Annotated in this window: 27 protein-coding genes and 1 tRNA gene; 24 read left to right on the top strand and 4 right to left on the bottom strand. The window is 70.8% G+C overall.

Annotation, left to right across the window (positions count from 1 at the left end):
• Positions 1-97: 97 nt before the first annotated feature.
• Positions 98-1369 (top strand): serine hydroxymethyltransferase, encoded by a 1272-nt coding sequence (glyA, locus tag OHS17_RS23325; RefSeq protein ID WP_330313726.1) that lies wholly within the window; start codon positions 98-100, stop codon positions 1367-1369.
• 140 nt (positions 1370-1509) lie between these two features.
• On the opposite strand, the gene OHS17_RS23330 is transcribed toward glyA, so the two are convergent.
• Genes OHS17_RS23330 through OHS17_RS23340 form a run of 3 tightly spaced genes read right to left on the bottom strand, consistent with a single transcriptional unit; the run spans position 1510 to position 3363 of the window.
• A complete protein-coding gene (locus OHS17_RS23330) occupies positions 1510-1917 on the bottom strand; it encodes an arsenate reductase ArsC (protein ID WP_330313727.1) in 408 nt (135 codons plus the stop codon).
• Positions 1910-2995, bottom strand: coding sequence for an ACR3 family arsenite efflux transporter (gene arsB, locus OHS17_RS23335; RefSeq protein ID WP_330313728.1), 1086 nt, complete (start codon positions 2993-2995; stop codon positions 1910-1912). Before arsB ends, OHS17_RS23330 begins: the two co-directional genes overlap by 8 nt.
• Entirely contained in the window at positions 2992-3363 is a 372-nt protein-coding gene (locus tag OHS17_RS23340) for an ArsR/SmtB family transcription factor (RefSeq protein WP_330313729.1), read from the bottom strand. The genes arsB and OHS17_RS23340 overlap by 4 nt, the downstream gene beginning before the upstream one ends.
• Before the next feature lie 81 nt (positions 3364-3444).
• Between OHS17_RS23340 and OHS17_RS23345 the strand changes: the two genes are divergently transcribed.
• From OHS17_RS23345 to OHS17_RS23355, 3 genes are all read left to right on the top strand, one after another.
• Positions 3445-3903 carry an ArsI/CadI family heavy metal resistance metalloenzyme gene (locus OHS17_RS23345; protein ID WP_330313730.1) on the top strand — a complete coding sequence of 153 codons (459 nt, stop codon included), beginning with the start codon at positions 3445-3447 and terminating at the stop codon, positions 3901-3903.
• A 210-nt stretch (positions 3904-4113) separates the two neighbouring features.
• A complete protein-coding gene (locus OHS17_RS23350) occupies positions 4114-4407 on the top strand; it encodes an AbrB/MazE/SpoVT family DNA-binding domain-containing protein (protein ID WP_330313731.1) in 294 nt (97 codons plus the stop codon).
• Positions 4408-4428: 21 nt separating this feature from the next.
• Entirely contained in the window at positions 4429-4746 is a 318-nt protein-coding gene (locus tag OHS17_RS23355) for a hypothetical protein (RefSeq protein ID WP_330313732.1), read from the top strand.
• A gap of 147 nt (positions 4747-4893) precedes the next feature.
• Here the strand turns inward: OHS17_RS23355 and OHS17_RS23360 are convergent.
• A tRNA-Arg gene (locus tag OHS17_RS23360) sits at positions 4894-4965 on the bottom strand.
• A gap of 216 nt (positions 4966-5181) precedes the next feature.
• On the opposite strand from OHS17_RS23360, the gene OHS17_RS23365 reads away from it, so the two are divergent.
• The 20 genes from OHS17_RS23365 to atpA all read left to right on the top strand — a co-directional run bounded on the left by OHS17_RS23365 (position 5182) and on the right by atpA (position 26241).
• Positions 5182-5580, top strand: a complete 399-nt coding sequence (locus OHS17_RS23365) for a response regulator (RefSeq protein ID WP_330313733.1) — start codon at positions 5182-5184, stop codon at positions 5578-5580.
• Between the two features lie 55 nt (positions 5581-5635).
• Positions 5636-6706 carry an ArgS-related anticodon-binding protein NrtL gene (gene nrtL, locus OHS17_RS23370; protein ID WP_330313734.1) on the top strand — a complete coding sequence of 357 codons (1071 nt, stop codon included), beginning with the start codon at positions 5636-5638 and terminating at the stop codon, positions 6704-6706.
• A gap of 25 nt (positions 6707-6731) precedes the next feature.
• Positions 6732-8123 (top strand): diaminopimelate decarboxylase, encoded by a 1392-nt coding sequence (gene lysA, locus OHS17_RS23375; protein ID WP_330313735.1) that lies wholly within the window; start codon positions 6732-6734, stop codon positions 8121-8123.
• A 125-nt stretch (positions 8124-8248) separates the two neighbouring features.
• Positions 8249-9559, top strand: coding sequence for a homoserine dehydrogenase (locus tag OHS17_RS23380; protein WP_330313736.1), 1311 nt, complete (start codon positions 8249-8251; stop codon positions 9557-9559).
• 6 nt (positions 9560-9565) lie between these two features.
• Entirely contained in the window at positions 9566-10636 is a 1071-nt protein-coding gene (gene thrC, locus OHS17_RS23385; RefSeq protein ID WP_018102648.1) for a threonine synthase, read from the top strand.
• Positions 10637-10935: 299 nt separating this feature from the next.
• Positions 10936-11853: a homoserine kinase gene (thrB, locus tag OHS17_RS23390; protein WP_330313737.1), complete on the top strand. Its 918-nt coding sequence runs from the start codon at positions 10936-10938 to the stop codon at positions 11851-11853.
• Positions 11854-12257: 404 nt separating this feature from the next.
• Positions 12258-14285 (top strand): transcription termination factor Rho, encoded by a 2028-nt coding sequence (gene rho, locus OHS17_RS23395; protein WP_330313738.1) that lies wholly within the window; start codon positions 12258-12260, stop codon positions 14283-14285.
• 299 nt (positions 14286-14584) lie between these two features.
• Positions 14585-15685: an LCP family protein gene (locus OHS17_RS23400; protein WP_330313739.1), complete on the top strand. Its 1101-nt coding sequence runs from the start codon at positions 14585-14587 to the stop codon at positions 15683-15685.
• 155 nt (positions 15686-15840) lie between these two features.
• Positions 15841-16065 carry a 50S ribosomal protein L31 gene (rpmE, locus tag OHS17_RS23405; RefSeq protein ID WP_018102644.1) on the top strand — a complete coding sequence of 75 codons (225 nt, stop codon included), beginning with the start codon at positions 15841-15843 and terminating at the stop codon, positions 16063-16065.
• A 151-nt stretch (positions 16066-16216) separates the two neighbouring features.
• The gene (gene prfA, locus OHS17_RS23410) at positions 16217-17293 is read left to right on the top strand and encodes a peptide chain release factor 1 (RefSeq protein WP_018102643.1); all 1077 of its coding nucleotides are present in this window, start codon (positions 16217-16219) and stop codon (positions 17291-17293) included.
• Between the two features lie 48 nt (positions 17294-17341).
• The gene (gene prmC, locus OHS17_RS23415; RefSeq protein ID WP_018102642.1) at positions 17342-18187 is read left to right on the top strand and encodes a peptide chain release factor N(5)-glutamine methyltransferase; all 846 of its coding nucleotides are present in this window, start codon (positions 17342-17344) and stop codon (positions 18185-18187) included.
• A 46-nt stretch (positions 18188-18233) separates the two neighbouring features.
• Positions 18234-18881: an L-threonylcarbamoyladenylate synthase gene (locus OHS17_RS23420; RefSeq protein WP_018102641.1), complete on the top strand. Its 648-nt coding sequence runs from the start codon at positions 18234-18236 to the stop codon at positions 18879-18881.
• Positions 18878-19519 (top strand): arsenate reductase/protein-tyrosine-phosphatase family protein, encoded by a 642-nt coding sequence (locus OHS17_RS23425; RefSeq protein ID WP_018102640.1) that lies wholly within the window; start codon positions 18878-18880, stop codon positions 19517-19519. The genes OHS17_RS23420 and OHS17_RS23425 overlap by 4 nt, the downstream gene beginning before the upstream one ends.
• A 135-nt stretch (positions 19520-19654) precedes the next feature.
• Positions 19655-21076, top strand: a complete 1422-nt coding sequence (locus tag OHS17_RS23430; protein ID WP_330313740.1) for an MraY family glycosyltransferase — start codon at positions 19655-19657, stop codon at positions 21074-21076.
• Positions 21077-21336: 260 nt separating this feature from the next.
• On the top strand, positions 21337-21774 hold the full coding sequence (locus OHS17_RS23435; protein ID WP_330313741.1) for a hypothetical protein: 438 nt from the start codon (positions 21337-21339) through the stop codon (positions 21772-21774).
• A gap of 226 nt (positions 21775-22000) precedes the next feature.
• Positions 22001-22822, top strand: coding sequence for a F0F1 ATP synthase subunit A (gene atpB / locus OHS17_RS23440; RefSeq protein ID WP_026171462.1), 822 nt, complete (start codon positions 22001-22003; stop codon positions 22820-22822).
• 67 nt (positions 22823-22889) lie between these two features.
• Entirely contained in the window at positions 22890-23138 is a 249-nt protein-coding gene (atpE, locus tag OHS17_RS23445) for an ATP synthase F0 subunit C (RefSeq protein WP_330313742.1), read from the top strand.
• A 37-nt stretch (positions 23139-23175) separates the two neighbouring features.
• Positions 23176-23721: a F0F1 ATP synthase subunit B gene (locus OHS17_RS23450; protein ID WP_330313743.1), complete on the top strand. Its 546-nt coding sequence runs from the start codon at positions 23176-23178 to the stop codon at positions 23719-23721.
• Positions 23718-24533 (top strand): F0F1 ATP synthase subunit delta, encoded by an 816-nt coding sequence (locus OHS17_RS23455; protein ID WP_161212582.1) that lies wholly within the window; start codon positions 23718-23720, stop codon positions 24531-24533. Before OHS17_RS23450 ends, OHS17_RS23455 begins: the two co-directional genes overlap by 4 nt.
• A gap of 136 nt (positions 24534-24669) precedes the next feature.
• On the top strand, positions 24670-26241 hold the full coding sequence (gene atpA / locus OHS17_RS23460; protein ID WP_018102633.1) for a F0F1 ATP synthase subunit alpha: 1572 nt from the start codon (positions 24670-24672) through the stop codon (positions 26239-26241).

The following is a 26241-nucleotide window of genomic DNA, read 5'->3' on the forward strand; positions in this document are numbered from 1 at the left end:
CACACCCCGGGCGCGCCCGGGGGCGTCATGCCGGAGAGCCGTCCGCCTGGGCATCCGGGTCCACGCCGCAGCCATGCGACCGACCCGGGAGGAACCCGTGACCGCGTCCGTACCCGCACAGCCCCGCCACCCCGCCCTGGGGGCGACCGACCCCGAACTCGCCGCCCTCGTGGCCGCCGAGGAGCGGCTCCAGGCGGACACCCTGCGCCTGATCCCGAGCGAGAACTACGTCTCCGCCGCCGTGCTCGAAGCGTCCGGCACCGTGCTCCAGAACAAGTACTCCGAGGGCTACCCCGGCAAGCGGTACTACGAGGGCCAGCAGATCATCGACCAGGTCGAGACCCTGACCGCCGACCGCGCCCGGGCCCTCTTCGCCATGGACCACGCCAACGTCCAGCCGTACTCCGGCTCCCCGGCCAACCTCGCCGTCTACCTGGCCTTCCTCAAGCCCGGCGACACCGTGCTCGGCATGTCGCTGCCCATGGGCGGCCACCTCACGCACGGCTGGGGCGTCTCCGCCACCGGCACCTGGTTCAACGGCGTCCAGTACGGCGTGCGCCGCGACACCGGCCGCGTCGATCTGGACGAGGTCCGCGACCTGGCCCTCGCCGAGCGGCCGAAGCTCATCTTCTGCGGCGGCACCGCCGTGCCCCGCACGATCGACTTCGCGGGCTTCGCGGAGATCGCCCGCGAGGTGGGCGCGGTCCTGGTGGCGGACATCGCGCACATCGCGGGCCTGGTCGCGGGCGGCGCCCACCCCTCGCCCGCGCCGCACGTGGACGTCGTCTCCACGACCACCCACAAGACCCTGCGCGGCCCGCGCGGCGCGGTGCTCCTCAGCCGCGCCGAGCACGCCCGCGCCCTGGACCGCGCCGTCTTCCCCGGCCTCCAGGGCGGCCCGCACAACCAGACCACGGCCGCGATCGGCGTAGCCCTGAAGGAGGCGGCCACCCCGGACTTCCGCGCCTACGCCCACGCGGTGGTGGCCAACGCCCGTGCGCTGGGCGAGGAGTTGTCGGCCCGTGGCTACGACCTGGTCTCCGGCGGCACCGACAACCACCTGCTGCTGGTGGACCTCACCGCCAAGGGCGTCCCGGGCAAACCGGCGGCCAAGGCCCTGGACCGTGCGGGCATCGTCGCCAACTACAACGCGGTCCCGTACGACCCGCGCAAGCCGTTCGACCCGTCGGGCATCCGCCTCGGCACGCCCGCGCTGACGTCACGGGGCGTCCCCGTCTCGGAGATGGCCAGGATCGCGGAGTGGATCGACCGCGTGATCACGGGCGACGAGGACACGATCGCGAAGGTGCGCGCGGAGGTGAAGGTCCTGATGGACGCGTACCCGGCCCCGGGCCTGCCGGTCGCCTGAGTCACCGCATCGACAGTGCCCGCGTCGCACTGTCCACTCCTTGTAGCGCGTACGCCGACCCTGCGTACGCGCTGCAGGGCCGGTGGGAGCCGAATGCTTCGTCCCCGCGGGCGAAGCCTCGCACGCCGTCTCGATTCGCTTCAGCGGGGCCGGAGTTCGGCGAGGAGATCGCGGACGTGCCGCTCGATCCGGTCGCGGATCGGCCGGACGGCATCGACCCCGTGGCCGGCCGGGTCTTCGAGTGACCAGTCGAGGTACTTCTTGCCGGGGAAGACGGGGCAGGTGTCTCCGCACCCCATGGTGATCACCACGTCCGATGCCTGTACGGCTTCGACGGTCAGCACCTTCGGGGTCTCGGTGGAGAGGTCGATGCCGACTTCCGCCATGGCCCGGACGACGGCCGGGTTCACCGAGGCCGCAGGCGCGGACCCGGCGGAGCGGACTTCGACGCGGCCTTCGGAGAGGTGGGTCAGGAAGGCGGCGGCCATCTGCGAGCGCCCCGCGTTGTGGACGCACACGAACAGCACGGACGGCTTGGGTTCAGGCATGGGCGGGCCCTTCCGGGGAGGCGGGGAAGCGGCGGCGGGCGGCGAGGGCGACATGGACCAGCCCGATGAGGACGGGGACCTCGACGAGCGGGCCCACGACCCCGGCGAGGGCCTGGCCGCTGGTGGCGCCGAAGGTGGCGATGGCGACCGCGATGGCGAGCTCGAAGTTGTTGCCGGCCGCGGTGAACGCCAGCGTCGTCGTCCTCGGGTAGTCCAGCCCCACGGCGCGGCCGACGGCCATGGAGCCGGCCCACATGAGCGCGAAGTACACCAGCAGCGGCAGCGCGATCCGGGCGACGTCCAGGGGCCGGGAGGTGATGGCGTCGCCCTGGAGGGCGAAGAGCACGACGATGGTGAACAGCAGCCCGTACAGGGCGACCGGGCCGATCCGGGGGATCAGCTTCGTCTCGTACCAGGTGCGCCCCTTGGTCTTCTCGCCGAGACGCCGGGTGAGGAACCCGGCCAGCAGGGGGATGCCGAGGAAGATGAGGACGGAGCGGGCGATCTCCCACACGGAGACGTCCAGCGCGGTCTGCTCAAGGCCCAGTCGGCCGGGCAGCACGGACAGGTAGAACCAGCCCAGCGCGGCGAAGGCGATCACCTGGAAGAGCGAGTTCAGGGCGACCAGGACGGCGGCGGCCTCACGGTCGCCGCAGGCGAGGTCGTTCCAGATGACGACCATGGCGATGCAGCGGGCGAGCCCGACGATGATCAGGCCGGTGCGGTACTCGGGCAGGTCCGGCAGGAAGATCCAGGCGAGCGCGAACATCAGCGCCGGACCGACGACCCAGTTGAGGACCAGGGACGTCAGGAGCAGGGGGCGGTCGCGGGTGACGGTGTCGAGACGGTCGTAGCGGACCTTGGCCAGCACCGGGTACATCATCACGAGCAGGCCCAGCGCGATGGGCAGGGAGACGCCGGTGACGGTCACCCCGGCCAGCGCGTCCCCGAGACCGGGCACGAGACGCCCCAGGCCGAGCCCGGCCGCCATCGCGAGCAGAATCCACACGGCGAGGAAGCGGTCCAGGAACGACAATCGTCCGGCGACCGGTGCCGGTGCGGCGGCGTCCGTCGTCACGAGGCGGTTCCGGCGGGGCGGGTGAGGATCGCGGCGAGCCGGTCCGTCATCTCGGGCAGCAGGCGGTAGTACACCCAGGTCCCGCGCCGCTCGGAGTCGATGAGCCCGGCCTGCTTCAGCAGCTTCAGGTGGTGGGAGATCGTCGGCTGCGACAGGTCGAAGGCAGGCGTCAGATCGCATACGCAGACCTCCCCGCCCGCCCGCGAAGCGATCAGCGACAGCAGCCGCAACCGCACCGGATCACCCAGCGCCTTGAACACCTTCGCCAGGTCGGCGGCCTGGTCCTCGTCCAGCGGGGCGGTCAGCAGCGCCGGGCAGCATCCCTCTGCGCTGTCCTGGCCGATCACCACGAGCTCTTGTTTCGACATGCGTCTATATTGACGCCCTTCAATCCACGATGCAAGCTTGTATCGACAGGCATCGAATCAATCCGTTCGGGGAGTACCGCCATGTCCCGTGTCCAGCTCGCGCTCAACGTCGCCGACCTCGAAGCCTCGGTGACCTTCTACTCCAAGCTGTTCGGCGTCGAACCGGTCAAGCGCCGCCCCGGCTACGCCAACTTCGCCGTCGCCGAGCCCCCGCTCAAGCTCGTCCTGATCGAGGGCGAGCCCGGCCAGGACACCCGCCTGGACCACCTCGGCGTCGAGGTCGAGTCCACCCGGGCCGTCACCGCCGCCACCGACCGCCTCAAGGACGCCGGTCTCGCCACGTTCGAGGAGAACGACACCTCCTGCTGCTATGCCCTCCAGGACAAGGTCTGGGTCCACGGCCCCGGCAAGGAGCCCTGGGAGGTCTACGTCGTCAAGGCCGACGCCGACCAACTGGGCAAGTCTCCGGCAATCGAGGCCGAAGCCGGCTGCTGCGCCGCCCAGCCCCGGGCGACCGCGGGCTGCGCGTGCGGCACCTGAGCCCGCGTTGCGGACCTCGGGTCTCGAAGCTCGGTTCCCGGGCGTCGTGGGGGAGTCTGGACTCCCCGGTAGCCGGCAACACCCTCTCTCGGCCGCCTGCCCCTGCGAGGGGATTCGGAAGTTCCGAAAGTAGGAATCTCTCGCTTTCCTGCCGGCTCGGGTACGCTGGTGCCACGAGGCAGACACGGAATGCGGATAGGGAGGTCACTCATGGCTGCGACCACGTTCCATGCCGGCGTGCGCGACAAGGGGCAGCTGACGCTGCCCGCAGGGGTCCGCGAGGCGCTGGGAGTCTCCCCGGGCGACGAGCTTGAGTTCGCCATCAACGACGACGGCGTTGTCGAGGTGCACGGACTACGGAAGATCCGCACGGACCAGGCGTGGTTCTGGACGGAGCGGTGGCAGGCGGGTGAGCGTGACGCGAGCGAGGACATCGCCGCAGGGCGCACCACCCGGCATGAGGACGTGGACGAGATGTTCGCGCACCTCGCCGAGGAGAACTGACCCCGACCCCTGGGAGGCCCATTGCCGACTTTCGAGACGACTGCTCGCTTCGACCGTGATTTCAAGAAGCTCCTCCCCGAGGAGCGGGCACGGTTCCAGGACTGCGTTCGCAAGAAGTTCGTGCCGGACGCGGCCCACGGGCGGTTTCGGCCCGGCCTCCGGGTCAAGCCGGTCCAGGGGGTGCCACTCCCGGCCGGCGCACGTCCCGTCATGGAGATGACATGGGCGCCCGACGGGCGTGCCACCTGGCAGTACGCGGATGAAGTCCGCGCGGGTGAGCCGCATATCGTCTGGCGCCGAGTCGGTGGGCACGAGATCTTCGATCCCGGCCCCGCTTGAGGGATGGAGGGCCGCACTCGGCGAGGTGCGGCCCTCGGTGCTTTACGCCGGCGGCCCTCCGGCTGCGGCATACGCCCGCGCATACGCGAAGACCCCGACCTCAGTGTTTCCACTGACGGCGGGGTCTTTTCGGCACTTCCTGCGAAGTGCCCCCGGCAGGATTCGAACCTGCGCACCCGGCTCCGGAGGCCGATGCTCTATCCCCTGAGCTACGGGGGCGTATCGCTGTGCTGCTCTGCGACGGGTGAAACACTACCAGCTCCGACGGGGTGCCCGTGAACAGGTATTCCGCGTCATCGCGTGACGGTGCGCGCCCCCTCGTACACACATCCGGCCATCCTTATGGGGGCTCCTCCGGGGGCGGAAGTGGGCAAAACCCGGACGCAGCCCCTCCGGCGCGCCTACTCTCGAAGGGTGTCTGGGGCATGCGGCCGCGTGCTTGTTGTCGACGACAACAAGGTCATCCGGCAGTTGATCAGGGTCAACCTCGAGCTGGAGGGCTTCGAGGTCGTGACCGCGGGCGATGGTGCCGAGTGTCTGGATCTCGTGCACCGGGTCCGCCCCGACGTGATCACGCTCGATGTGGTCATGCCGCGGCTCGACGGTCTCCAGACCGCCACCCGGCTGCGGTCCGACCCGCGCACCCGGCATCTGCCGCTCGCGATCGTCAGCGCGTGCACGCCGTACGAGGTGGACAACGGGGTCGCCGCCGGGGTCGACGCGTTCCTCGCCAAGCCCTTCGAGCCGACCGAGCTGGTACGGCTCGTGCGCCGACTGATGGAGCGCGGCCGGACGGCCGCGCTCGACGGGCGGGCGGAGAGCGCCGCGGGCTGACCGCATGGCGAAACCGGTTCGCGAAGGGCCCCCCTCCCTCCCCTACGCTTGTGCCGTGACCCCCGTCGATCTCTCCACGACCGTGCTGCACGCCGTGCGCCGCGCGGTCCGCGAGGACGCCCTGCGCGCGCCCGTGCCCGCGCGCGTGCGGGTGGAGAGGACCCGGCCCGGCGGGCGCGGCGACTACGCCAGCGCCGTCGCGCTCCAGCTCGCCGGACCCGCAGGGCTCGCCGCCCGCGAGGTCGCCGAGATCCTGCGCGACCGGCTCGCCGGAGCCCCCGGAGTCGCCGGGGTCGAGATCACCGGACCCGGCTTCCTCAACTTCACGCTCGACGCCGCCACCGGCGCCGCCGCCCACCGCGACCTCGTCCACCGGGTGCGGGAGCAGGGGGAGCGGTACGGGTACGGGGACGCCCTCGCCGGACAGCGGCTGCGGCTCGTCCACGCCCGCGAGGTCCGGGCCGCCGTCACCGCCGACGCCGTCCGCCGCCTCCTGGCCGCCCAGGGCGCCGACGTACACCTCGGCTGCGAGGGCGCACCGGACCCGGACTGGACGCGGCTCGGGGTGAGCGTCGGATCCCGGGAGGCGGTGGCGGTCGCCTCCATACGGCCCGTCCCCGCCGGCGACACCGCCGCCGGACTGCTCACCCGGCTCGGCCCCGACGCCGCCCGCTGGGGTCTGCTCCGGGCCGCCGGGCACGACCGCGCCCCCCTGGGGAGCGAGCTGATCGCGCAGACCGAGGCCAACGCCCTCTTCCGGGTGCGTTACGCCCACGCCCGCGCCCTTGCAGTCGGCCGGGAGGCGGCCCGGCTCGGGATCGCCGTCGCCGGGCCCGGCGAGGACATCGACGCGACCGGGGCGGCCGACCTGCTCACGCTGCTCGACGCGCACCCCGCCGTACTCGCGGGCGCAGCCCGCCACCGCGCCCCCGACCGGCTCGCCCGGCACCTCGACGCGGTCGCGGCCGCCTTCTTCGACGTCCACGACGCCGCCCCACCGCTCCCCGTCGGGGACGAGAAACCCTCGGCCGCCCACCGCTCCCGGACGGCCCTCGCCGAAGCCGCCGGGACGGTGCTGGCCGGCGGCCTGTCCCTGCTCGGCGTCAGCGCGCCCGAACACCTCTGAGCACCCTAGAGAGCAGAGCCACACGATGAGCCGATCCGCACACCCCGCCGGACCCCGTCACGCCGATGTCATGTCCGAGGGCCACTACCTCGCCCCCGCCGACGACCTCAACGTCCTGGACGAGAAGGTGTGGTCCCGCACCGTCACCCGCGACGAGCACGGCGCCCTGACCGTCGGCGGGCTCACCGTGTCCCGCCTCGCCGAGGAGTTCGGCACCCCCGCCTACTTCCTGGACGAGACCGACTTCCGCGCCCGCTGCCGCGCCTGGTCCGACGCCTTCGGGCCCGGGGCCGACGTCTTCTACGCGGGCAAGGCGTTCCTCTCCCGGGCCGTCGTGCGCTGGCTCAAGGAGGAGGGGCTCAACCTCGACGTCTGCTCGGCCGGCGAGCTGGCCACCGCGCTCGACGCCGGGATGCCCGCCGAGCGCATCGCCCTCCACGGCAACAACAAGAGCGTCGAGGAGATCGAGCGCGCCGTCGCGGCGGGCGTCGGACGCATCGTCCTCGACTCCTTCCGGGAGATCGTCCGCGTGGCCCACGTCGCGCAGAGCCTCGGCAAGCGCCAGCGCGTCCAGATCCGGGTCACCGTCGGCGTCGAGGCGCACACCCACGAGTTCATCGCCACCGCCCACGAGGACCAGAAGTTCGGCATCGCGCTCGCCGGGGGACAGGCCGCCGAGGCCGTGCGCCGGGCGCTCACCCTGGACGGGCTCGAACTCGTCGGCATCCACTCCCACATCGGGTCCCAGATCTTCGACATGGCCGGCTTCGAGGTCTCCGCCCGCCGCGTCGTGCAGCTGCTCGCCGAGGTGCGCGACGAGCACGGCGTCGAACTGCCCGAGATCGACCTCGGCGGCGGCCTCGGCATCGCGTACACCTCCGAGGACGACCCGCGCGAACCGCACGAGATCGCCAAGTCGCTCGGCGACATCGTGACCCGCGAGTGCGAGTCCGCCGGGCTCGCCACCCCCCGCATCTCCGTGGAGCCCGGCCGCGCCATCGTCGGCCCGACCGCCTTCACGCTGTACGAGGTCGGCACGATCAAGCCGCTGGAGGGCCTGCGCACCTACGTGAGCGTGGACGGCGGCATGTCGGACAACATCCGGACCGCGCTGTACGACGCCGAGTACAGCGTCGCGCTCGCCTCGCGGACCTCGGACGCCGAACCGATGCTCGTCCGGGTCGTCGGCAAGCACTGCGAGAGCGGCGACATCGTGGTCAAGGACGCCTTCCTGCCGGCGGACCTGGCCCCCGGCGACCTGATCGCCGTGCCCGCCACCGGCGCGTACTGCCGCTCCATGGCGAGCAACTACAACCACGCCCTGCGCCCGCCGGTCGTCGCCGTGCGGGACGGGGAGGCGCGGGTGATCGTCCGGCGCGAGACGGAGGAAGATCTCCTGCGTCTCGACGTCGGCTGATGACGTATTTCCGGGGGCGTACCACGCTGTCCCCATAAACATCTCAGGATCCGGACGGGTGGCGGGAACACCCGTCCGGTGAGTGAGACTGGTCCGTACTACAGGTGTAAAGGAAACGAGGTCGGATGATGCGTACGCGTCCGCTGAAGGTGGCGCTGCTGGGCTGTGGTGTGGTCGGCTCAGAGGTGGCGCGCATCATGACGACGCACGCCGACGACCTCGCCGCGCGCATCGGCGCGCCGGTGGAGCTCGCGGGTGTCGCCGTCCGCCGTCCCTCCAAGGTGCGCGAGGGCATCGACCCCGCCCTGATCACCACGGACGCGACCGCCCTCGTCAAACGCGGCGACATCGACGTGGTCATCGAGGTCATCGGCGGCATCGAGCCCGCCCGCACGCTGATCAGGACCGCCTTCGAGCACGGCGCGAGCGTCGTCTCCGCCAACAAGGCCCTGCTCGCCGAGGACGGCGCCGCCCTGTACGCCGCCGCCGAGCAGCACGGCCGGGACCTCTATTACGAGGCCGCCGTGGCCGGTGCCATCCCGCTCGTACGACCGCTGCGCGAGTCCCTGGCCGGCGACAAGGTCAACCGGGTGCTCGGCATCGTCAACGGCACCACCAACTTCATCCTCGACAAGATGGACACCAGCGGCGCCGGCTACTCCGAGGCGCTGGACGAGGCCACCGCACTCGGTTACGCGGAGGCCGACCCCACCGCCGACGTGGAGGGCTTCGACGCCGCCGCGAAGGCCGCGATCCTCGCCGGGATCGCCTTCCACACCCGGGTCCGCATCGGCGACGTGCACCGCGAGGGCATCACCGAGGTCACCGCCGCCGACATCGCGTCCGCCCGCCGCATGGGCTGCACCGTCAAGCTCCTCGCCATCTGCGAGCGCGCCGCCGACGGCGCGTCCGTCACGGCCCGCGTGCACCCCGCGATGATCCCGCTGAGCCACCCGCTCGCCTCGGTCCGCGAGGCGTACAACGCGGTGTTCGTGGAGGCAGAGGCGGCCGGGCAGCTGATGTTCTACGGCCCCGGCGCGGGCGGGGCGCCCACCGCGTCCGCGGTCCTCGGCGACCTCGTGGCCGTCTGCCGCAACAAGCTCAACGAGGCCCCCGGGCCCGGCGAGTCCGCGTACACGCGCCTGCCGGTGAGCCCCATGGGCGACGTCGTCACGCGGTACCACATCAGCCTCGACGTGGCCGACAAGCCGGGCGTGCTCGCCCAGGTCGCGACGGTCTTCGCCGACCAGGGCGTATCCATCGATACGGTCCGCCAGCAGAGCCGGCCGGACAGTCAGGAAACCGACGGCGAGGCATCGCTCGTCGTCGTCACCCACCGCGCGCCCGACGCCGCCCTCTCCGGGACCGTCGAGGCGCTGCGCAAGCTCGACACCGTGCGCGGTGTCGCCAGCATCATGCGTGTTGAAGGGGAGTAAGGACCCATGACCACCAAGGGCACCCACCAGTGGCGCGGCATCATCGAGGAGTACCGGGACCGTCTCCCGGTCACGAGCACGACGCCGGTCGTCACGCTCCGTGAGGGAGGTACGCCGCTCGTCCCCGCTCAGGTCCTCTCCGAGCGCACGGGCTGCGAGGTGCACCTCAAGGTCGAGGGCGCCAACCCCACCGGGTCCTTCAAGGACCGCGGCATGACCATGGCCATCACCCGGGCCAAGGAAGAGGGCGCGCAGGCCGTCATCTGCGCCTCCACCGGCAACACCTCCGCCTCGGCCGCCGCCTACGCGGTCCGGGCCGGGATGGTCTGCGCGGTCCTCGTACCGCAGGGCAAGATCGCGCTCGGCAAGATGGGCCAGGCGCTCGTGCACGGCGCCAAGATCCTCCAGGTCGACGGCAACTTCGACGACTGCCTCACGCTGGCCCGCTCGCTCTCGGACAACTACCCGGTCGCGCTGGTCAATTCGGTCAACCCGGTCCGTATCGAGGGCCAGAAGACCGCCGCGTTCGAGATCGTCGACGCGCTCGGCGACGCCCCGGACATCCACGTCCTCCCGGTCGGCAACGCGGGCAACATCACCGCGTACTGGAAGGGCTACACCGAGTACGCCGGGGACGGCATGGCGGCGCACAAGCCGCGCATGTGGGGCTTCCAGGCGTCCGGCTCGGCGCCCATCGTGCGCGGCGAGGTCGTCAAGGACCCGTCGACCATCGCGACCGCGATCCGGATCGGCAACCCGGCCTCCTGGAACTACGCGCTCGCCGCGCGGGACGAGTCGGGTGGCTTCATCGACGAGGTCACGGACCGTCAGATCCTGTCCGCGTACCGGCTGTTGGCCTCCCAGGAGGGCGTCTTCGTGGAGCCCGCCTCGGCCGCGTCCGTCGCCGGTCTCCTCAAGGCCGCCGAGGAGGGCAAGGTCGACCCCGGCCAGCGCATCGTCTGCACGGTGACCGGCAACGGCCTCAAGGACCCCGACTGGGCCGTCGCGGGCGCCCCGCAGCCCGTCACCGTCCCGGTCGACGCGGCCGCCGCCGCCGAGAAGCTGGGCCTGGCGTAACCACGTAACGCCTCACCCCCCGGGCCGGTCCGGACGACGGCCCGGGGGACCGCGCGACGACTCGTCAGAAAGGGCTCCTACCGGCCCTTTCCGGCAACAAGAGCGCACCGCGGGCGTGCGACACGCATCGTGCGCCTCCCGTGCGCCCTATGTCGCCACAGAACCTTCCTTCGATAAGCTGTACCCCATCCACCCCGCCGCATCTGCCGGGGTGCCCCGGGCCGTTGCGGCTCCCCCGAAGAACCCCCGCCCGCAGCCCCCGGAATCCCCGCCGCCTCACAAGGAGAGTCGTCACAGCGATGGCCGGTCCCGCCTTCCGAGCCGCCGCCGTCCGGGTGCGCGTCCCCGCGACCAGCGCCAACCTGGGCCCCGGTTTCGACGCCCTCGGCCTGTCGCTCGGCCTGTACGACGACGTCGTCGTCCGCGTCGCCGACTCCGGACTGCACATCGACATCGCCGGTGAGGGCGCGGACACCCTGCCCCGCGACGAGAAGCACCTGCTCGTACGGTCCCTGCGCACCGCCTTCGACCTGCTCGGCGGACAGCCGCGCGGCCTGGAGATCGTCTGCGCCAACCGCATCCCGCACGGACGCGGCCTCGGCTCCTCCTCCGCCGCCATCTGCGCCGGAATCGTCGCCGCCCGCGCCGTGACGACCGGCGGTGACGCCCGGCTGGACGACGCCGCGCTGCTGGAGCTCGCCACGGAGATCGAGGGCCACCCCGACAACGTCGCGGCCTGCCTGCTCGGCGGATTCACGCTCGCCTGGATGGACGGCGCCTCCGCCCGCGCGATCAGGATGGACCCCGCTGATTCCATCGTTCCGGTGGTCTTCGTCCCCGGCAAGCCGGTGCTCACCGAAACCGCCCGCGGACTCCTGCCGCGCACCGTCCCGCACGTCGACGCCGCGTTCAACGCCGGCCGTGCCGCCCTCCTCGTCGAGGCCCTGACCAGGCGCCCCGAGCTGCTGCTCACGGCCACCGAGGACCGGCTGCACCAGGACTACCGCGCGCCCGCCATGGCCGAGAGCCTCGAACTCGTCGGCCGGCTGCGCGCCGAGGGCGTCCCCGCGGTCATCTCCGGCGCGGGACCGACGGTGCTGGCCCTGGCCGGGGACGGCGACGCCGACAAGGTCGCCCGACTGGCGGGCGAGGGCTGGGCGGCCAACCGGCTCGCTCTCGACGCGCAGGGCGCCAGCGTCCTGCCGCTGGCCTCGTAGCCCGCGAGGCCACTGGCCGAGAAGTGATTGCCGGTGAGTGAGAGGGGGAATGTTTGTTGGAGCCGGTAGTGTTAATCTCAAGTCTGCAATCGACGTCCAAGAGGCGCGTTGCTTCGTGTCCCCTTCGGGACCACCATTTCTTCCGGGAGCCTCCCCAACTGCCTGAGCAGCCTGCCTGAGCAGTTGCGAGCACGCTCCGGAACCGGCACGACACCCCTCGCTCGTCCAGGAGTGGGCCGAGCAGGGGGATGCTCGCGCCGGGCACATGCACACCTCATCTCTCCGCCGTTCCATCCGGCGGACCACCGCCCCGGCACGGGCCGCACCAACCGAGGACCGCAGCCGGACAGCACAACCGGTCGCCGAGCCAGAAGGCCGACGTCCGCTCCAGGGAAGGACCCTTCGTGAGCGACACCACCGATCTGATGGGCGTGACTGCCGACAAGAGCGTCGACAGCGCCGCGCCCGCCGAAGGTGCTGCCACTGGCACCACCGCACGGCGCCGCCGCTCCGGCACCGGCCTTGAGGGCATGGTCCTGGCCGAGCTGCAGCAGGTCGCGTCCGGCCTCGGTATCAAGGGCACCGCGCGGATGCGCAAGAGCCAGCTGATCGAGGTCATCAAGGAGGCCCAGGCCGGCGGCGGCTCCTCCGCCCCCAAGGCCAAGGCCGCCGCGGCCCCCGCCGAGGCCGCCGAGACCAAGCCGAAGCGCCGCGCCACCTCCAAGACGCGCACCGGCGCCGACGAGGCCCCGGCCGCCGCGCCCGCCGACAAGGCCACGGCCCAGCAGCAGATCGACATCCCGGGCCAGCCGGCCAGCGACGACCAGCCCGCGGGCGAGCGTCGCCGCCGCCGCGCCACCGCGCAGGCGGGCAGCCCGGAGAGCAAGCCGGACGCCAAGGCGCAGGGCCAGGACCGCGCCCAGGACGAGCCGAAGCAGGACCAGAAGCACGAGGCGCCCGCCGAGGACCGCTCCGCCGAGTCCAAGGCCGAGTCCGGCGCGGACAACGCCGAGGGCCGCCGCGGCGACCGCGGCGACCGCCAGCGCGGGGACCGCGGGGGCGAGCAGCGCCGCGAGCGTCAGCGCGACGGCCGGCGCGGCAAGGGCGACGACCAGGGCGGCAACCGGCGCCAGGGCCAGGGCGGCGGCGGCCAGAACCAGGGCGGCAACAACGGCCCGCAGGACGACTTCGACGACGAGGGCGGCCGTCGCGGCCGTCGCGGGCGCTACCGCGACCGCCGGGGCCGTCGTGGGCGCGACGAGTTCGCCGACGCCCCGCCCGTCACCGACGACGACGTCCTGATCCCCGTCGCGGGCATCCTGGACATCCTCGACAACTACGCGTTCATCCGGACCTCCGGCTACCTGCCCGGCCCGAACGACGTGTACGTCTCGCTCGCCCAGGTCCGCAAGAACGGCCTGCGCAAGGGCGACCACGTCACCGGTGCGGTGCGCCAGCCCAAGGACGGCGAGCGCCGCGAGAAGTTCAACGCGCTGGTCCGCCTCGACTCGGTCAACGCCGGAGCGCCCGAATCGGGCCGCGGCCGCCCCGAGTTCCAGAAGCTGACCCCGCTCTACCCGCAGGACCGGCTCCGCCTGGAGACCGACTCCAACGTCCTGACGACGCGGATCATCGACCTGGTCGCCCCCATCGGCAAGGGCCAGCGCGGTCTGATCGTGGCCCCGCCGAAGACCGGTAAGACCATGATCCTGCAGGCCATCGCCAACGCGATCACGGTCAACAGCCCCGAGTGCCACCTGATGGTCGTCCTCGTGGACGAGCGTCCGGAAGAGGTCACCGACATGCAGCGGTCGGTGAAGGGCGAGGTCATCTCCTCGACCTTCGACCGCCCCGCCGAGGACCACACCACGGTCGCCGAGCTGGCCATCGAGCGCGCCAAGCGCCTCGTGGAGCTGGGTCACGACGTGGTCGTCCTGCTGGACTCGATCACCCGCCTGGGACGCGCGTACAACCTCGCCGCCCCGGCCTCCGGCCGCATCCTGTCCGGTGGTGTCGACTCGACCGCGCTCTACCCGCCGAAGCGCTTCTTCGGTGCCGCGCGCAACATCGAGGACGGCGGCTCGCTGACCATCCTGGCCACCGCGCTGGTCGAGACCGGCTCGCGCATGGACGAGGTGATCTTCGAGGAGTTCAAGGGCACCGGCAACATGGAGCTCAAGCTCGACCGCAAGCTCTCCGACAAGCGGATCTTCCCGGCGGTGGACGTCGACGCGTCCTCCACCCGCAAGGAGGAAATCCTGCTCGGCAGCGAGGAGTTGGGGATCGTCTGGAAGCTGCGCCGGGTGCTGCACGCGCTCGACCAGCAGCAGGCCATCGAGCTTCTGCTCGACCGGATGAAGAAGACCCAGTCGAACGCGGAGTTCCTGCTCCAGATCCAGAAGACGACGCCGGCCCCGGGCAACAACGACTAGTCGTCGCCCTCCGGCAGCACACAGGGCCGCCCCCGCACTTCCGGTGCGGGGGCGGCCCTGTGCCGTACCCCGTTGCCGTTCCGAGACCTTCACCACACGGGCGCGGCCGCGCGGGACCCCCGTACGACCGTTGTACGGGCCACGAAACCGCAGGTGAGCGCCGGAATACCGGCCGTTCCCGCGGTCGTGCGGGCCGTTCCGGGGTTCTCGGGGGGTCACAGCGGCCTGTGCCACGCTTCATGTCGCCACCACTGCACGAGGGGGTACCCGGACAGCAGCCGACCGAACGAGGGAGACCCATGAGCGAGCGAAGCGGGAGCAACGGCCGAATACGGGCCACCGGCAAACGCCGGAAGAAGCCGTCCCGCGGCCGCAGGGCCACGCGGATAGCCGTCTGGGGCCTGGCCGGCGCGGTCGTCGTGGGCGGAGCGGGCCTCGGTTACGCGTACGTCCACCTCAACGGCAACCTCCAGGCCGTCGACATCAACACCGCGCTCGGCAAGGACCGCCCCGAGAACGTCGACAACGGCTCCGAGGACATCCTCGTCCTGGGGTCCGACTCCCGCTCCGGCGCGAACGGCAAGTACGGCGAGGACGGCGGAGGGGCCCGTTCCGACACCGCGATGGTCGTCCACGTCAACAAGGGGCACAAGACCGCGAGTGTGGTCTCCATCCCGCGCGACACCCTCGTCACCCGGCCCGACTGCACCGGCGACGTCAGCGGTGATCCGGTGGCCGGGCAGCAGCGCGCCATGTTCAACACGGCGTACGAGGTCGGCGGGCCGGCCTGCGCGGTGAAGACCGTGGAATCCATGTCCGGCATCCGCATGGACCACTACATCGAGGTCGACTTCACCGGCTTCAAGAAGCTCATCGACAAGCTCGGCGGCGTCGAGATCACCACCACCAAGCCGATCGACGACCCCGACAGCCACCTGGACCTCCAGCCCGGCACCCACACCCTGGACGGCGAGCAGTCCCTCGGCCTGGTCCGCACCCGGCACAGCGTCGGCGACGGCAGCGACCTCGGCCGCATCCAGCTCCAGCAGGCGTTCATCAAGGCGCTGATGCAGCAGGTCAAGAGCGTGGGCGTGTTCGACGGCACCAAGCTCTACGGGATCGCGGACACCGCCACCAAGGCGGTCACCACCGACTCCGACCTCGGCTCGGTCACCAAGCTCGCCGGCTTCGCCAAGGGCCTCAAGGGCCTCGGCTCCGACAACGTGAACATGGTGACCCTGCCCGTCCAGTACGACCCCGCCGACCCCAACCGCGTCGTCCCGCTGGAGAAGGCCGACCAGCAGGTCTGGGACGCCCTGAACGCCGACAAGCCGGTCCCCGCATCGGCGACGAAGCAGTCGGCCGGCGACAAGGGCGACGCGGGCAAGATCGTCCGGTGACCCGTCCCCCCGGTCGTGTACGGGGGGAATACCCGGCCGTCCACCCTGGTTTTGGGAGATACGGCCGGTCCTGGCAGACTGGTACGTCGGCCCCGGTTCACGGACGCGCAATCCGCGCGTACGACCCGGTGCCCTCCCGAACCTAGGAGACACCCTTGAAGCGCGACATCCACCCCCAGTACGTCGAGACGCAGGTCAGCTGCACCTGTGGCGCGTCGTTCACCACCCGCTCCACGCTGGACAGCGGCACCATCCGTGCCGAGGTCTGCTCCGAGTGCCACCCGTTCTACACGGGCAAGCAGAAGATCCTCGACACCGGTGGCCGTGTGGCCCGCTTCGAGGCCCGCTTCGGCAAGGGCGCCAAGGCCGCCGGCAAGTAGCGAGCCGTCCGCGCCGGTCCGCGGTGCCCTCTTCCCGGGGGCGCCGTGGCCGGCGTTTTTTTCCGGTCCGGGCACGGGGTCTCCGTATCCCGGCCCCGGCAGGCACCCACCGGCCGGCAGGCACGACGAGCGAAGGAACCAGGAGCCCGAGATGTTCGAGGCGGTCGAGGAACTGATCGGTGAGCACGCCGATCTCGAGAAGCAGCTCGCCGACCCCGCGGTCCACGCCGACCAGGGCAACGCGCGCAAGCTCAACAAGCGCTACGCGGAGCTGAGCCCGATCGTCGCGACGTACCGCTCCTGGAAGCAGTCCGGTGACGACATCGAGACCGCCCGCGAGTTCGCCGCCGACGACCCCGACTTCGCCGCCGAGGTCAAGGAGCTGGAGCAGCAGCGCGAGGAGCTCACCGAGAAGCTCCGCCTCCTGCTCGTCCCCCGGGACCCCAGCGACGACAAGGACGTGCTCCTGGAGATCAAGGCCGGGGCGGGCGGCGACGAGTCCGCGCTGTTCGCCGGCGACCTCCTGCGCATGTACCTGCGCTACGCCGAGCGCGTCGGCTGGAAGACCGAGATCATCGACTCCACCGAGTCCGAGCTCGGCGGCTACAAGGACGTCCAGGTCGCCGTGAAGACCAAGGGCGGCAACGGGGCCACCGAACCCGGCCAGGGCGTCTGGGCCCGGATGAAGTACGAGGGCGGGGTGCACCGCGTGCAGCGCGTGCCCTCCACCGAGTCCCAGGGCCGCATCCACACCTCCGCCGCCGGTGTCCTCGTGACGCCCGAGGCCGAGGAGGTCGACGTCGAGATCCACGCCAACGACCTCCGCATCGACGTCTACCGCTCGTCAGGACCCGGGGGCCAGTCCGTCAACACGACCGACTCCGCCGTCCGCATCACGCACCTGCCGACCGGCGTCGTCGCCTCCTGCCAGAACGAGAAGAGCCAGCTCCAGAACAAGGAGCAGGCCATGCGCATCCTGCGCTCCCGGCTCCTCGCCGCCGCCCAGGAGGCCGCCGAGCAGGAGGCTTCGGACGTACGTCGCAGCCAGGTGCGTACGGTCGACCGTTCCGAGAAGATCCGGACGTACAACTTCCCGGAAAACCGGATCTCGGACCACCGCGTCGGCTTCAAGGCGTACAACTTGGACCAGGTGCTCGACGGGGACCTGGACGCGGTGATCCAGGCGTGCGTCGACGCCGACTCCGCCGCCAAGCTGGCCGCCGCCTGAGCCCACCACCCGCCCCGCCCCGCTCGTGAACCCGTACGGAGAACCGCGATGAACCTGCTGCTCGCCGAGGTGGCCCAGGCCACCCAGCGGCTGGCCGACGCCGGTGTTCCCTCACCGAGATTCGATGCCGAGGAACTTGCCGCCTTCGTCCACGGCGTCAAGCGGGGCGAGCTGCACAACGTGCCGGACGCCGACTTCGACGCCCGCTACTGGGAGACCATCGCCCGCCGCGAGGCCCGCGAACCCCTCCAGCACATCACCGGACGCGCCTTCTTCCGCTACCTGGAGCTCCAGGTCGGGCCCGGCGTCTTCGTGCCCCGCCCGGAGACCGAGTCGGTCGTCGGCTGGGCCATAGACGCCGTCCGCGCGATGGACGTCGTGGAGCCGCTGATCGTGGACCTGTGCACCGGCTCCGGCGCCATCGCCCTCGCCATGGCCCAGGAGGTCCCGCGCTCCCGCGTGCACGCCGTGGAGCTCTCCGAGGACGCCCTGAAGTGGACCCGGAAGAACGCCGAGAACTCCCGCGTCACCGTCCACCGCGGCGACGCGCTCACCGCCCTGCCCGAGCTGGACGGCCAGGTCGACCTGGTCATCTCCAACCCGCCGTACATCCCGCTCACCGAGTGGGAGTACGTGGCGCCCGAGGCGCGCGACCACGATCCCGAGATGGCGCTGTTCTCCGGCGAGGACGGCCTCGACACCATCCGGGGCATCGAGCGCACCGCGCACCGCCTGCTCCGCCCCGGCGGCCTCGTCGTCATCGAGCACGCCGACACCCAGGGCGGCCAGGTGCCCTGGATCTTCACCGAGGAACGGGGCTGGGCCGACGCGGCCGACCACCCCGACCTCAACCGGCGACCCCGGTTCGCCACCGCCCGCAAGGCGATGCCGTGACCCGCGCCCCGCACCCCTACCCGTACATGCTTGAGGAGGCCGGCTGATGGCACGGCGATACGACTGCAACGACGCGACCGACCGCACGACGGGGCTGCGCGAAGCCGCGTCGGCCGTCCGCCGCGGCGAGCTCGTCGTGCTGCCCACCGACACCGTGTACGGGATCGGCGCGGACGCCTTCGCCTCCGAGGCGGTCGGCGACCTCCTGGAGGCCAAGGGCCGGGGCCGCAACATGCCCTCGCCGGTCCTCATCGGCTCCCCGAACACCCTGCACGGCCTGGTCACCGACTTCTCCGAACAGGCGTGGGAGCTGGTCGACGCGTTCTGGCCGGGCGCCCTGACCCTGGTCGCCAAGCACCAGCCGTCGCTCCAGTGGGACCTCGGGGACACCCGGGGCACCGTCGCCGTCCGGATGCCGCTGCACCCGGTCGCCATCGAGCTCCTCACCGAGGTCGGCCCGATGGCCGTCTCCAGCGCCAACCTGACCGGCCACCCCTCGCCGGAGGACTGCGACGCGGCCCAGGAGATGCTCGGCGACTCCGTCTCCGTCTACCTCGACGGCGGCCCGACCCCCGGCATCGTGCCCTCCTCCATCGTGGACGTCACCGGCAAGGTGCCCGTCCTGCTGCGCGCCGGAGCGATCTCGGCGGAGGAGCTGCGCAAGGTGGTCCCCGACCTCGAGGTGGCCAATTGACCGCCCCCGAGGGGCGTGGCATAGCGGGGCGGCCCGACACTTTCCGCATCCTCCACGTCAGCACCGGCAACGTCTGCCGCTCGCCGATCACCGAGCGGCTGACCCGGCACGCCCTGGTGCACCGGCTCGGGGACCCGCTCCAGGGCGGGCTGATCGTGGAGAGCGCCGGGACCTGGGGTCATGAGGGCGCCCCGATGGAGGCCAACGCCGAAGTGGTCCTCGCCGACTTCGGCGCCGACGCCACCGGCTTCACCGGCCGTGAGCTGCTGGACGAGCATGTGATCCGTGCCGACCTCGTGCTCACGGCCACCCGCGACCACCGCGCCCAGGTCATCTCCATGGGCCACTCGGCCGGGCTGCGCACCTTCACGCTGAAGGAGTTCACCAGGCTGGTGCGGGCCATAGACCCGGCCACCCTGCCCGACGCCCGTGAGGAGGGCGTGGTCGAGCGTGCCCGCGCCCTGGTCCGGGCCGCCGCGGCACTGCGCGGCTGGCTGCTGGCCCCGACCCCGGACGCGGACGAGGTCCACGACCCGTACGGCGCCCCGATCACCTTCTTCCGGTCCATCGGCGACGAGATCAGTCAGGCCCTGGACCCGGTCGTCACCGCGCTGACCGGCGTCTCCGCGCCCCACTGACCCTGCGGCGGGCTTCCTGCGGGGGCCCTCGATGATCTTCCCGAGCGGTGTCGTGCAACCATCGCGGACAGCTTCGTGTCCTCAACCATGGGACCTGTCTAGTTAAGGTGTGGGCTGAGATGGCCGGCGATATCTGTGGGGCAGCCCGTGCGTGATTACCTGCTGACACTCTGTGTCACGGCCGCTGTGACCTACTTGCTCACCGGTCCGGTGCGCAAGTTCGCCATCGCGGTCGGGGCGATGCCCGCGATCCGCGCGCGCGACGTCCACCGCGAACCGACCCCGAGGCTCGGCGGCATCGCCATGTTCGGCGGGCTGTGCGCGGGGCTCATCGTCGCCAACCACCTGGCCAACCTCGACGGGGTCTTCGAGCTCTCCAGCGAACCGAGGGCGCTGCTCTCCGGGGCGGCGCTGATCTGGCTCATCGGGGTCCTCGACGACAAGTTCGAGATCGACGCCCTGATCAAGCTCGGCGGGCAGATGCTCGCCGCCGCCGTCATGGTCCTCCAGGGCCTCACGATCCTGTGGCTGCCGATCCCGGGCGTCGGCACGGTGGCCCTCACCCCGTGGCAGGGCACGCTGCTCACCGTGGCGCTGGTCGTCATCACGATCAACGCCGTCAACTTCGTGGACGGCCTGGACGGGCTCGCGGCCGGCATGGTCCTCATCGCCGCCGCCGCGTTCTTCCTGTACACCTACCGCCTCTGGTACGGGCACACCATCGAGGCCGCCGCCCCGGCGACGCTGTTCGCGGCGATCCTGATGGGCATGTGCCTCGGCTTCCTGCCGCACAACATGCACCCCGCGCGGATCTTCATGGGCGACTCGGGTTCGATGCTCATCGGCCTGGTGCTCGCGGCCGGCGCGATCTCGGTGACCGGGCAGGTCGACCCGGACACCATGAAGATCTTCGAGGGCAGTGAGCGCCAGGCGACCCACGCGATGCTCCCGGTCTTCATCCCGCTGCTGCTGCCGCTGACCATCATCGCGATCCCGGCGGCGGACCTGGTGCTGGCGATCGTCCGGCGCACCTGGAACGGCCAGTCGCCGTTCGCGGCGGACCGGGGCCACCTGCACCACCGGCTGCTCAACATCGGCCACTCGCACAGCCGGTCGGTGCTGATCATGTACTTCTGGTCGGCGCTGATCGCGTTCGGCGCGGTGGGCTACTCGGTGCACTCGACGTCCCTGTGGATCGTGATCGTGATCGTGGGGCTGAGCGCGCTCGGACTGATCCTGCTACTGATGCCCCGGTTCACCCCGCGCGCCCCGCGCTGGGCGGAACGCTTCGTGCCGCCGCGCTACCGCCGCAGACGGCGTCTGCCGGAGGGGCCGGGTGCCGCCGCGTCGGAGGAGGCCGCGGAGGGCCAACAGGAGGCCGTGGACGGCCAGATGGGGACGGATGGGGCCGAGGGGGCCGGAGGTGCGGCAGAGGCGCGTGAGTCGGCTGCCGGGGCTCCCGTCGCCGCGGGCGTCTCGGGCGTCAACGGGGCGACCGCGATCGGCCACCGTTCGCGTACGACCGACCGTCGGGCGGCCGGTTCCACCCGTCACTGAATCGGGCAGTGGCGCCCATTAGCAGACAAAGTGACGCCGTGCCCCGCTCACGCGTGCTCGTTAGCCCTCACGTGTGACAGCAAGCACACTTTCTAGGTAAAGACCTCATCAAATAGTTTGTGATACCGTTCACGAAGCCCGGTGACAGAGCCGAAGGACCTGATGTAGCACGGTCCATCGGCCCGAGGCATCGACTCGGACCGGGCCTACGCTCGTCCATGACGACACACTGCCCACCCCCTGCAAGCGGAGCTGCCGCCATGCCGTCCAACGACGTCCGGACTCTCCTCCAGACCGCCGTACCCACCGCTGTCGCCGGCGCCGTAGCCGCCGCGATCAGCGCTGGCGTCGCCGGTGGCAAGGGAGCCCTGGGCGCGATCGTGGGGACGGTCGTGGTCATCCTCTTCATGGGGATCGGACTTCTGGTCCTGCAACGGACCGCGAGGTCCATGCCCCACCTGTTCCAGGCGATGGGGCTCGCGCTCTACACGGCACAGCTCCTGCTGCTGTTCATCTTCGTCGCCGTATTCAAGAACACCTCGCTGTTCAACCCGAAGGCGTTCGCGATCACCCTGGTCGCGACCACCCTCGTGTGGATCGGCGCACAGGCGCGTGCGCACATGAAGGCGAAGATCCTTTACGTGGAACCCGAATCCGAGAAGGCCGACAAGGCCGGGAAACCGGGGTCCGACGCGTGAAGGGTAGGGGCGGAATAAGTGCGGGGTCAGGACCCTGCTATCGTCCGGTTCCAACTGCGGCACTGCGGGCGCGTGCATGTGAGCTGACGCCTGCTCGATCGCGAGGCTCACATGCCTGACTGCCGCTCACACATCCGAAACACCAGTCCAGTGCCGAACCGCGGCTGCGCGCCGCGCCGACACAACGAGGTTGCCGTACCTATGCGCCACGCTGAAGGAGCCCGCGGTGAGTGCTGACCCGACACAGGTGCTCGCCTTCGAGACCGATTGCCACCTCTTCGACGGTTGTGGCTTTCCGGCACCCGGCCTGCACTCGTTCCTGTTCGAGCCCCTCTGGGGCGACGCGGACAGCAACTTGTACTTCAACAAGACGATGCTGCTGGCCCTGCTCGGCTCGGTGATCATCGTGGGCTTCTTCTGGGCCGCCTTCCGCAAGCCGAAGTTGGTGCCCGGCAAGCTCCAGATGACGGCCGAGGCCGGATACGACTTCATCCGCCGCGGCATCGTCTACGAGACGATCGGCAAGCGCGACGGCGAGAAGTACGTCCCGCTGATGGTCTCCCTGTTCTTCGTCATCTGGATGATGAACCTCTGGTCCATCATCCCGATTGCCCAGTTCCCCGTGACGGCGATCATTTCGTACCCGGCGGTCCTCGCCGGAATCGTCTACCTGCTCTGGGTCGGTCTGACCTTCAAGAAGCACGGGTTCGTCGGCGCCCTCAAGAACTTCACGGGCTACGACAAGAACCTCGGCGGGGTCCTGCCGCTCTCGATGACCATCGAGTTCTTCTCGAACCTCCTGGTCCGGCCGTTCACGCACGCGGTCCGACTCTTCGCCAACATGTTCGCGGGCCACACGCTCCTGCTGCTCTTCACGATCGCCAGCTGGTACATGCTCAACGGCATCGGCATCGCCTACGCGGGCGTGTCGTTCGTGATGGTCCTCGTGATGACGGCCTTCGAACTCTTCATCCAGGCTGTTCAGGCTTACGTCTTCGTGCTGCTGGCCTGCAGCTACATCCAGGGCGCTCTCGCCAAGGGCCACTGAGCACCCCACTCCTGAAGCACCCGGTGGCCAACCCCCACCGGACATTGAAAGAGAAGGAAGAACCGGCATGTCCGCTCTCCAGACCCTCGCCGCCGGCGTCGAAATCAAGGGCAACCTCGGCTCGATCGGTTACGGCCTCGCCGCGATCGGCCCCGGCGTCGGCATCGGCATCATCTTCGGTAACGGCACCCAGGCGCTCGCCCGTCAGCCCGAGGCTGCCGGTCTCATCCGCGCCAACCAGATTCTCGGCTTCGCCTTCTGTGAGGCGCTCGCCCTGATCGGTCTGGTCATGCCGTTCGTCTACCCGACCGCCTGACCGGTCGCGAACAGCCCATTCGACGGAAGGCACTGACGTGAACCCCCTGGTTCAGCTCGCGGCGGAGGAGCAGGAAAACCCGCTCATTCCGCCGATCCCTGAGCTCGTCATTGGCCTCATCGCTTTCGTCATCGTCTTCGGCTTCCTCGCCAAGAAGCTCCTCCCGAACATCAACAAGGTTCTGGAAGAGCGCCGCGAGGCCATCGAAGGCGGTATCGAGAAGGCCGATGCGGCCCAGACCGAGGCCCAGAGCGTTCTTGAGCAGTACAAGGCTCAGCTCGCCGAGGCCCGCCACGAAGCCGCTCGCATGCGCCAGGAGGCGCAGGAGCAGGGCGCCGTGATCCTGCAGGAAATGCGTGCAGAGGGCCAGCGCCAGCGCGACGAGATCGTCGCCGCCGGCCACGCCCAGATCGAGGCCGACCGCAAGGCCGCCGCCGCCGCGCTGCGCCAGGACGTGGGCAAGCTCGCCACCGCCCTGGCCGGCAAGCTCGTCGGTGAGTCCCTGGAGGACCACGCCCGGCAGAGTGGCACCGTCGACCGCTTCCTCGACGAGCTCGAAGCGAAGGCCGAGGCCGTCCGATGAACAGCGCGAGCCGCGAGGCACTGGCTGCCGCACGCGAGCGTCTCGACGCGCTGACCGACTCCACGTCGGTCGACGCGGCGAAGCTCGCCGAGGACCTGGCCGGCGTCACGGCGCTGCTGCACCGCGAGGTGTCGCTGCGCCGGGTCCTGACCGACCCGGCGCAGCCGGGCGAGGCCAGGGCCGAGCTGGCAGGCCGCCTGCTCGGCGGCCAGGTGGGCGGCGAAGCCGTCGACCTGGTCTCGGGCATGGTCCGCTCGCGCTGGTCGCAGTCGCGTGACCTGGTCGACTCGGTCGAGGAACTGGCGAACACCGCCGACCTCACCGCCGCCCAGCGGAACGGTGACCTGGACGACGTCGAGGACGAACTCTTCCGGTTCGGCCGCATCGTCGCCTCGGACACCGGCCTGCGTGCCGCGCTCACCAGCCGGACCGCGACCCCCGCCGCCAAGGGCGAGCTGCTCCGCAGCCTGCTCGGCGGCAAGGCGCGGCCCGCCACCGAGCGCGTCATCGTGCGGCTTGTCACCCAGCCGCGTGGACGTAGCCTGGAAGCGGGACTCGACTCCCTGTCCAAGCTCGCCGCGGAGCGCCGGGAGCGCATGGTCGCGATCGTCACCTCCGCGGTGCCGCTCAGCGACCGGCAGAAGCAGCGCCTGGGCGCCGCGCTGGCGAAGATCTACGGCCGCCAGATGCACCTGAACCTGGACGTGGACCCCTCGGTCCTCGGCGGGATCGCGGTGCGGGTCGGCGACGAGGTCATCAACGGCACCATCGCGGACCGCCTCGACGAGGCGACCCGCCGTATGGCCGGCTGACGCAGGCACAGCGCAACAGAACAGAGCAAGACCAGCGGCCCGGTTGGGCCGTGCAGAAATTGCAGAAGATTCCTGGGGGTCGCCCCCAGACCCCCTTAAGAAACTTCGGGCCCAACAAGGAGAGCAGGGAACCCAGATGGCGGAGCTCACGATCCGGCCGGAGGAGATCCGGGACGCGCTGGAGAACTTTGTCCAGTCGTACAAGCCGGACGCGGCCTCGCGCGAGGAGGTCGGTACGGTCAGCGTTGCCGGCGACGGCATCGCGAAGGTGGAGGGCCTGCCCTCCGCCATGGCGAACGAGCTGCTGAAGTTCGAGGACGGCACCCTCGGTCTCGCCCTCAACCTCGAGGAGCGCGAGATCGGTGCGATCGTCCTCGGCGAGTTCAGCGGCATCGAGGAGGGCCAGCCGGTGCAGCGCACCGGTGAGGTGCTCTCCGTCGGCGTCGGCGAGGGCTACCTCGGCCGCGTCGTCGACCCGCTCGGCAACCCGATCGACGGTCTCGGCGAGATCGCGACCGACGGCCGCCGCGCCCTCGAGCTGCAGGCCCCTGGCGTCATGGTCCGTAAGTCGGTGCACGAGCCGATGCAGACCGGCTACAAGGCCGTCGACGCCATGGTGCCGATCGGCCGCGGCCAGCGTCAGCTGATCATCGGCGACCGTCAGACGGGTAAGACCGCTCTGGCCGTCGACACGATCATCAACCAGCGCGACAACTGGCGCTCGGGCGACGTGAACAAGCAGGTGCGCTGCATCTACGTCGCCATCGGTCAGAAGGGCTCCACGATCGCCTCCGTGCGCGGCGCCCTCGAAGAGGCCGGCGCCCTGGAGTACACGACCATCGTCGCCGCCCCGGCGTCCGACCCGGCCGGCTTCAAGTACCTCGCGCCGTACACCGGCTCGGCCATCGGCCAGCACTGGATGTACCAGGGCAAGCACGTCCTGATCATCTTCGACGACCTTTCGAAGCAGGCCGACGCCTACCGCGCCGTGTCCCTGCTGCTGCGCCGTCCGCCGGGCCGTGAGGCGTACCCCGGCGACGTCTTCTACCTCCACTCGCGTCTGCTGGAGCGCTGCGCCAAGCTCTCCGACGACATGGGTGCCGGTTCGATGACGGGTCTCCCGATCGTCGAGACCAAGGCGAACGACGTGTCGGCGTTCATCCCGACCAACGTCATCTCCATCACCGACGGCCAGTGCTTCCTGGAGTCCGACCTGTTCAACGCCGGTCAGCGTCCGGCCCTGAACGTCGGTATCTCGGTCTCCCGCGTCGGTGGCTCCGCCCAGCACAAGGCCATGCGCCAGGTGTCCGGCCGACTCCGCGTGGACCTCGCCCAGTACCGCGAACTGGAGGCGTTCGCCGCCTTCGGCTCCGACCTGGACGCGGCCTCCAAGGCGTCGCTGGAGCGCGGTAAGCGCATGGTCGAGCTGCTGAAGCAGCCGCAGTACGCCCCGTTCCCCGTCGAGGAGCAGGTCGTCTCCGTCTGGGCCGGCACCAACGGCAAGATGGACGACGTCCCGGTCGAGGACATCCGCCGCTTCGAGACGGAGCTGCTGGAGTACCTGCGCCGCGAGCGCAAGGACCTCCTCACCAGCATCCGCGAGGGCGCCAAGATGTCCAACGACACGCTTGAGGCGATCGCCGACGCCGTGGCCGCCTTCAAGCAGCAGTTCGAGACCTCGGACGGCAAGCTCCTGGGCGAGGGCTGA

The organism is Streptomyces sp. NBC_00523, from assembly GCF_036346615.1.
GTDB lineage: Bacteria > Actinomycetota > Actinomycetes > Streptomycetales > Streptomycetaceae > Streptomyces.